This window comes from Methylolobus aquaticus (genome assembly GCF_054172105.1).
Window position 1 is genome coordinate 85,971 of sequence record NZ_JBSYXP010000017.1, and the last position, 6,988, is coordinate 92,958.

Annotated in this window: 5 protein-coding genes; 3 read left to right on the top strand and 2 right to left on the bottom strand. The window is 61.2% G+C overall.

Translation table 11 applies throughout. From position 1 onward, the window contains the following. Positions 1 to 11: 11 nt before the first annotated feature. Positions 12 to 1,364, top strand: a complete 1,353-nt coding sequence (locus tag ACW73L_RS18885; protein WP_498924129.1) for a CobW family GTP-binding protein — start codon at positions 12 to 14, stop codon at positions 1,362 to 1,364. Next, the gene (locus tag ACW73L_RS18890) at positions 1,352 to 2,392 is read left to right on the top strand and encodes a WD40 repeat domain-containing protein (protein WP_498924130.1); all 1,041 of its coding nucleotides are present in this window, start codon (positions 1,352 to 1,354) and stop codon (positions 2,390 to 2,392) included. The genes ACW73L_RS18885 and ACW73L_RS18890 overlap by 13 nt, the downstream gene beginning before the upstream one ends. A 543-nt stretch (positions 2,393 to 2,935) precedes the next feature. On the opposite strand, the gene ACW73L_RS18895 is transcribed toward ACW73L_RS18890, so the two are convergent. Further along, positions 2,936 to 3,298 (bottom strand): hypothetical protein, encoded by a 363-nt coding sequence (locus ACW73L_RS18895; RefSeq protein ID WP_498924131.1) that lies wholly within the window; start codon positions 3,296 to 3,298, stop codon positions 2,936 to 2,938. 117 nt (positions 3,299 to 3,415) lie between these two features. On the opposite strand from ACW73L_RS18895, the gene ACW73L_RS18900 reads away from it, so the two are divergent. Then, complete coding sequence (locus tag ACW73L_RS18900) at positions 3,416 to 4,576, top strand: sigma-70 family RNA polymerase sigma factor (RefSeq protein WP_498924132.1); 1,161 nt, start codon at positions 3,416 to 3,418, stop codon at positions 4,574 to 4,576. Positions 4,577 to 5,311: 735 nt separating this feature from the next. Here ACW73L_RS18900 and ACW73L_RS18905 read toward each other — a convergent pair. Then, complete coding sequence (locus ACW73L_RS18905) at positions 5,312 to 6,667, bottom strand: linear amide C-N hydrolase (protein WP_498924133.1); 1,356 nt, start codon at positions 6,665 to 6,667, stop codon at positions 5,312 to 5,314. Positions 6,668 to 6,988: the final 321 nt, after the last annotated feature.

The following is a 6,988-nucleotide window of genomic DNA, read 5'->3' on the forward strand; positions in this document are numbered from 1 at the left end:
GGAGGCATCCCATGAACCCCGCGACTTCCGATCGCATTCCCGTCACCGTGCTCACGGGCTTCCTGGGCGCGGGCAAGACCACGCTCCTCAACCGCATTCTCGGCGAGCATCACGGTCAGCGGATCGCCGTGATCGAAAACGAGTTCGGCGAGATCGGCATCGACCACGCCCTGGTCATCAACGCCGACGAGGAGATCTTCGAGATGAACAACGGGTGCATTTGCTGCACGGTGCGCGGTGACCTGATCCGCATTCTCGGCAATCTGCTGAGACGCCGTGACAAATTCGACGCGATCCTGATCGAGACGACCGGCCTCGCCGACCCCGGACCCGTGGCGCAAACCTTCTTCGTGGACGACGAGCTGGCCGAGCAGTTCCGGCTTGATGCGGTGGTCACGGTGGTCGATGCCAAGCACGTGCAGCTTCACCTCGACGACAGCGCCGAGGTGCGCGAGCAGATCGCATTCGCCGACGTGATGCTGCTCAATAAGGCGGATCTGGTGTCGGACGCCGAGCTGGATGCATTGGAGAAGCGGGTGCGCGGCATGAACGCCCTGGCCCGGGTCCACCGTACCCGTCACGCCGAGATCGACCTGGACGCCGTGCTGAACGTCGGCGGCTTCGATCTGGAGCGCGCCCTGAGCGTCAAGCCCACGTTCCTGGAACCGGAATATCCCTTCGAGTGGGCCGGCCTGTTTCGCCTCGAAGCGGGCGACGATTACCAACTGGTGCTGCACGATGGCCCGGATCCCACCTTGCGCCTCGCGTGGCTGCGGGTCGATCCTGGCGGGGAGCCGATCGAAGCCAGCCTGGAAGCTGCTGTCCGACGATTCGCCGAGCCGCCTGTGGCGGTGTTGCCGGAGGCTAGGCTGACGGCCGATTCGTCGCTGGTGGAACTCGACCTCGATGTCAACGGCCCGAAGCGCTTTGCCGTCAGCATCACGCGGCCGGGAGACTATGTCCTGTACACCCAACATCACCCGGGGGAATTCGAGTTACGCTTGCGCCAGAACGGCAACGACATTACGCCGTTGGCGGCGCGCGAATTCGATGCGGGGCACGAGCACGACGACGAGGTTACCTCGGTCGGCATCGAAGCACCGGGCGACCTCGATCAAGACCGATTCAACGACTGGATCGGCAAGTTGCTGCGGGAGCGGGGTGCCGACATCTTCCGCAGCAAGGGGATCGTCAGCCTCCAGGGAATGGAGAAGCGGTTGATCTTCCACGCCGTGCACATGCTCATGGACATGCGTACCGACCGCCCGTGGGGCGACGAGGCGCGGCACAACCAATTGGTGTTCATAGGCCGCAATCTCGATCGGGGCCAATTGCAGCGGGGATTCGAGGCATGTCAGGCCTGAACGAAGACGACGGCATAACGCTGGTCGACCCGGCGTGGATCGTCCCCGGCAGCGACTATGTGACCGCCATGGCCTGGTCACCGTATGGCGCGCGTCTGGCGGCCGCGTTTGCCGACGGCGCCATCCGGTTGGTGGAGCCGGTAGCCGGCGCCACCGTCCACGAACTGGCCGGTCACGGGATGGGTACGCTGACCCTGGCATGGTCCCCCGAAGGCAGGTTGCTGGCCAGCGGGGGCCAGGACGGACAGGTGCGGCTGTGGGATGGCGAGACCGGGCAGCAAATCGCCGTCATGAACGGTGGGGGTGCGTGGGTGGAGCACTTGGCCTGGTCGAGGCGCGGCCCTTTACTCGCCGCGGCCGCTGGCCGCTCGCTCCGAGTGTGGAATGAGGACGGCGCAAGCGTGTTCGAGGTGACGGCGCATGCCAGCACCATCACCGGCCTTGCCTGGCTGCGCGACGGCCGGCGGTTGGCAACCGCCTGCTACGGCGGTGTGAGCCTGTGGAAGATGGGGCAGAGTCGAACGGAGCGGCGCTTCGACTGGAAAGGTTCGTTGCTGTGCCTGGGCCTGTCCCCCAACGACCAACAGGCAGCCGCCGGCTGCCAGGACGCGAGCCTGGTCGTCTGGAATGTGAAGACCGGCAAGAGCCTGGGCATGACCGGCTATCCCGGCAAGATCACGCGCCTCGCTTGGGATTCCCGATCGCGATTTCTCGCCAGCGCTGCTGCCGCTGACGCCGTCGTTTGGGACTTCTCCGGCAACGGACCGGCCCGGAGCGCACCCCGGATGCTTAGCCGGCATGTGGACCGTATCGTCGACCTGCGTTTCCATCCCCGGCGACCAGTGCTCGCGACCGCGGGCGATAAGGGCATGCTCGTTGTCTGGCAGCTGCCGCAAGGCTCAGTCAGCCATCTCACCTTTCTTGAGCAGCCCCTCTCGGTGCTGGCCTGGCATCCCACCGGCGCAGCCTTGGCCGTCGGGTCGGCGCAGGGTGAGGTCGCCTTGCTGCAACTCGCCTGCGCCGCCTGAGACCAACACGGGGAGAACTCGGCAACGCCTATCTCCCTTTGTCATTGTCCGAGGCCGCCCATTTCGCGGTCTGTTACCAGTCCTTGACCAAGCGCTGCGGTAAGCCCGTGATGGGTACCATGCGCCCATACTGCGAGCCGCTTCAGGCCCCGACGGCGCCGGTTCGCCGTTTTCCGGCTCAGCGACGAGGATCCGATCCTAATCGAAAGCGAGAAGTGCCCCGAGCATTACAGCGGCTGGCTCGTGTTTTGGTGGTCTCGGGCGCGGGGGAGAGCCGGTCTGGGGAAGTGAGAGCGAAAATCGGGGCCGAGCGCAGTCCTGTAAGTTGAGATTCGTCGGCGTTGCCAGCAGCTGCGCCACTGCCCCAAGTTGGTTTCGCAGGACCGGCCAGAGAATCCGAAATCAGGCACTGATAAGTAACCCGACCATGCTGCCGCTAATGGGGGGTCGACCGCTCCGTCTGCGCGGCGTGAACGTACCGTGCAGACGGAGCGGCCAGCACTAAGCGGCGGAACCCGAGCTACCCGACCTGGGTCGCCGCTGTCACCGCGATTCTTTACCCATCTGTCGGTGATAGGCCGCCATGCGCCGGCTTTCTTCTGCGGCGTGTTCGAAGTCGCGAATCATCGCCCCGGCCTGGGACTTCAGATCCGCGAGGCGCTTGCCGTACTTGTGCGGATTCGCCTCGTACTGCTGGAGCATCGCCCGCTCCTCGGCGGCATCCGCATCCATGGTTTGGGCTATCTCGTCGTAATGGGCGGCCAGACGTTCATGCGCTTCGCGCGTCTCAGCCGTCTGGACGGCCACTGCCCAGCTCTGTGGCTTCAATTCGGTGCGCGAAGCGCAGCCGGCTCCGGAAAGTACCGTCACTATCGCGAGAGCGACCCCGTGCGTTCTCATGTTCATTTCCTGTCTCCGTGTTGAATGGCTGTTTTGGATTCGGAGTCATGACCATCGTATTAGAAACGTTTCGGAGCGAAAAGTTCCGTATCAATACTGCTCGCCACGTCGGAGACGGGTGGGATGCTGCGTGACACCGATTTACCTGGACTGGTGGAGACCCCAATCCTGTTTCACCTCCGAGGCTTCCTCCTCCTGTCGTGGCGGCAACGATCCACCCTTCCTGGCCACCCGACGCACCCGCCGACGTGTCTGCGTGATTCTGTGATCCAAGTCGCAAAACTGCCCCTCGTGTTTTCTGCACGCGTGCCGATCCATAGCACGAACCGAACAGAAAACTGTGACCGACTTGGGGAGACTCTCATGGACGCCATCACTGACAACACTGCCGACCTCTTCGAGCAGGACGTTGTTGTAACGGCTTTCGCACCGGAACCGATCAGCGAGACGGTCGAGCGGGATCTCACCCAGGTCTACTTCCACGAACTGGCCAACGCCCGCTTGCTGACGGCGGACGAAGAGAAGCACTACGGCGCCTTGGCCCGCGAAGGCGATGCCGAGGCCTTCCGTATCATGGTCGAGTGCAACCTGCGCCTGGTGATCAAGCTGGCTCGCCGCTACATGAACCGCGGCCTGGACCTGTTGGACCTGATCGAAGAAGGCAACCTGGGCTTGATGCATGCGGTCACCAAGTTCGAGCCCGAGCGCGGCTTTCGGTTTTCCACCTACGCCGCGTGGTGGATCCGCCAGGAAATCGAGAAGGGGCTGATGAACCAGTCGCGGACGATCCGCCTGCCGATCCATGTGGTGAAGGAACTGAACACCTACCTCCGCGCCTACCGCGAGTTAGCCATGAAGCTGCCGCGGGATCCGGAGCCGAAGGATGTCGCGGCGCACGTCGGCGCATCGGTCGAAGCGGTAGAGCAGCTGCTGCACCTGAACGAGAAGCTGACCTCGCTGGACACGCCGGTGAAGCTGGGCTCGGACCAGATGATGGTGGATACGGTTGAGGACGAAGCGCAGGTAGATGTCACCGAGCAATTGCACGAGACGGCGGTCGAGCGTCAGCTACCGGTCTGGCTGGCCAGCCTGACGCCGGTACAGCAAGAGATCCTGAGCCGTCGTTTCGGTCTCAACGGCGGTGACGGCGAGACGCTGGAAGCCATCGGCGCCACGGTCGGGATGCCGCGTGAGAAAGTGCGCCAATTGCAGAACGCCGCGCTGAAGCAACTGAAGCGGCTGGCGCAGGAACAGGGCTATGACGCCGAGGTGCTGTTTCATTAAACCACGAGGTGGCTTAACTCTCGCCGACAGAGAATCTCGGCACCGACTTAATGACAGTTGATGCGCTGCGTAGACCGTGCTGCGGTCCTTAAGCGTTGGAGTGATGGAGCACCCGTTCAGTAGGAATCACTACGCCGCCGGGCCGTTTTTGGTCGCGTTCAGCGGCACCGACGTCAGTTGATGCCGCTCCAGCAAGCGCCGGAACGTCCGGCTCGTCGTCTCTTCCGTATCGCGTCCTCAAGCGGGTCCAGCCTCGCGAGCCGCGGCAACGATTCGATCTAGGCCAGCGCTTTCTCGGCCGCCGGAGCGGACAGCGCATTCCACTGCGGCAGGTATGAGCTCCGCACCATCCCCCAAAGGCGTCGGCGGCCGCACGCGTCGGCCGGACTTCGGCCCGCCCAGCTCTAGCACTGCCATCAGCGCTTTTCACGACACCACCTGCACTGTCGTTGCCGGAAGCTTCTAACCGGAGCGTTTGCTTCTTTTTCGCATGATGCGTCGGTGAGGCTGAAGTGATCTGATTCATGGGTTAGTTTTTTTTTCGTCATCGGCACTTCAGCCTCGTAAGCGGTGTCCTCGGGGTGGAGCACCGCGAGAGAACTCCGAGAAAGCCATCCTGGCCTTGTTCCTGCATTATGGGAAACCCTAAGTGAATCAGAGCTTCCCTGGAAAGGGACGACCCGCCCCCGGAATTTCTTCGTTTCGGAATGGCCCGGATCCAGGGTATGCCCGAAATCACGGACCAACTGCCGTCGACGGCGGTTTAGGCAGTTTGGAGGCAAACATGTCCGTCACGTCTTGGTAATAGATCAACTTATAGTCTTCAAGGTCGGGACGTGGGTCGACGAACAGTTTCTTGCTGTAACTTGCAGGATTGCCTTTGAACAAGTCAGCCAAATGGATGCGTCGCAACGCCGGATTGTAGACACCCCTGACATAGAGATTTAGGTTTGAGTGATCCCGTATTACGGTGAACTGGGTATGGAAATAGATCCCTGTCTTGTATCCGAGAAAGGTGACTGGCGCCTCGCCGTAGACTTCCTCCACGCGAGCCATGATCCGGTTGGCCAATTGAACCCGCCAAAGCCTTGGGGTCAACGTTTTCGTTGGATCTGGATAGACCGGCCAGTATTCATGGACGTCCTTCGTGATTGCGCTGCTGAGCTTCTTTGTGGTGATGAAGCGGGAGCCGGATGAGGAGTCACCCGGTAGCAGATTCATGAATGGCTGAGTCAGATCGGAATCGACTTCCTTGAAATGATTGGTGGATGTGAGTCGCCTGAAGTCGGGGTTTCTGAGTGCGGAGAGTTGGTCAGGCAGGGGAGGCTCGTTCGTGAGGACGTGATGGCTGTCTGTTCGTGCGTAGATGAATTGCTGCTTGTCGTGCCATTCGATAACGGCCGAGTGGTTTCTCGCGTCATGTAGTACCAGGTGTAACCCAAGTGGGATCTCGATGGATAAGGGCCTGAAGTTCAGACCCTCGCCCCAAACGACTGGGCGAGGGTTTTCCTCGAAAAGGTTCACTGCGCAACGGACGCTGTCACACATTGAAAGGACAAAGTTGACCACAAATTGAACGGAAAGATTGCGGTCACCCTCCTGTGGCTCTGGGTATTGGCTTTTGCTATCTTCCTTTAATGGCCACGCATCCTCCAGCCAGAGCATGGCAGCGGAGAGGCCCTTTTCGTTCATCCCGTCAAAATATCGTCCGTTTCCCTTTACGATGCCTGGTGCACCACTGAAGCCCACGAGGTTATAGAGACTGGTCCACTGCATTGGCTGCATATTCTTCTGTCGCGGATTGGTTGCCGTCACCGTCTGGCCTTTCGCCTGATTTTCCATATACCAGGCCAGGTTCGGATCGAAATCCATGGTCCGTGCAGAAATTGCGGAGGCATCAATCTCTTCGCTTGGTACCGTCGTGGTCCGTACGATTTTTTTGAATCCGGGAGGGGGCGGCAGCATGATGTCGCTGCAGGCGCGCCCGGTCGTTGAGGCTGCTGCCAAGATCAGGGTACATACGGCCGACAGCGCCGCTTTGGTGGCTCTGCGGGTTATCGCTCTTGGCGGCGTCACTGTTGATGATTTCATTGGATACTCCTGCGCGCGGGTGAAAGTATGTCCTGGGTTCGATCTGCGACTCGACAACACTCTTGGCTCGCCAAAGTATAGAAATTGCTGGCATCGCCATCGCGAGTCTTTGGCTGTGGTGCTTGTCGCCACGGTGGGCGACACTACAGACGCCGTGGTCGGTTCGTCTCCGTGCCGCAAAGCCTCGCTGCTGCACTGCCGCAGTGTGTCACCGAGCCTTCCATCTTCCGGTGTGTCGAATCCGCCCTATCCTTGAGTTACCGCCGGAAATCAATCTCGCTCGGCGGAATCACTTCAGAACGCGAGTCACCGCCACGGCTT

Excerpts from the sequence above, each read along its gene's own strand:
- ACW73L_RS18885 (WP_498924129.1), top strand. The coding sequence starts at position 12 with ATGAACCCCGCGACTTCCGATCGCATTCCCGTCACCGTGCTCACGGGC.
- ACW73L_RS18895 (WP_498924131.1), bottom strand. The coding sequence starts at position 3,298 with ATGAACATGAGAACGCACGGGGTCGCTCTCGCGATAGTGACGGTACTT.
- ACW73L_RS18900 (WP_498924132.1), top strand. The coding sequence starts at position 3,416 with ATGCTGCGTGACACCGATTTACCTGGACTGGTGGAGACCCCAATCCTG.
- ACW73L_RS18890 (WP_498924130.1), top strand. The coding sequence starts at position 1,352 with ATGTCAGGCCTGAACGAAGACGACGGCATAACGCTGGTCGACCCGGCG.
- ACW73L_RS18905 (WP_498924133.1), bottom strand. The coding sequence starts at position 6,667 with ATGAAATCATCAACAGTGACGCCGCCAAGAGCGATAACCCGCAGAGCC.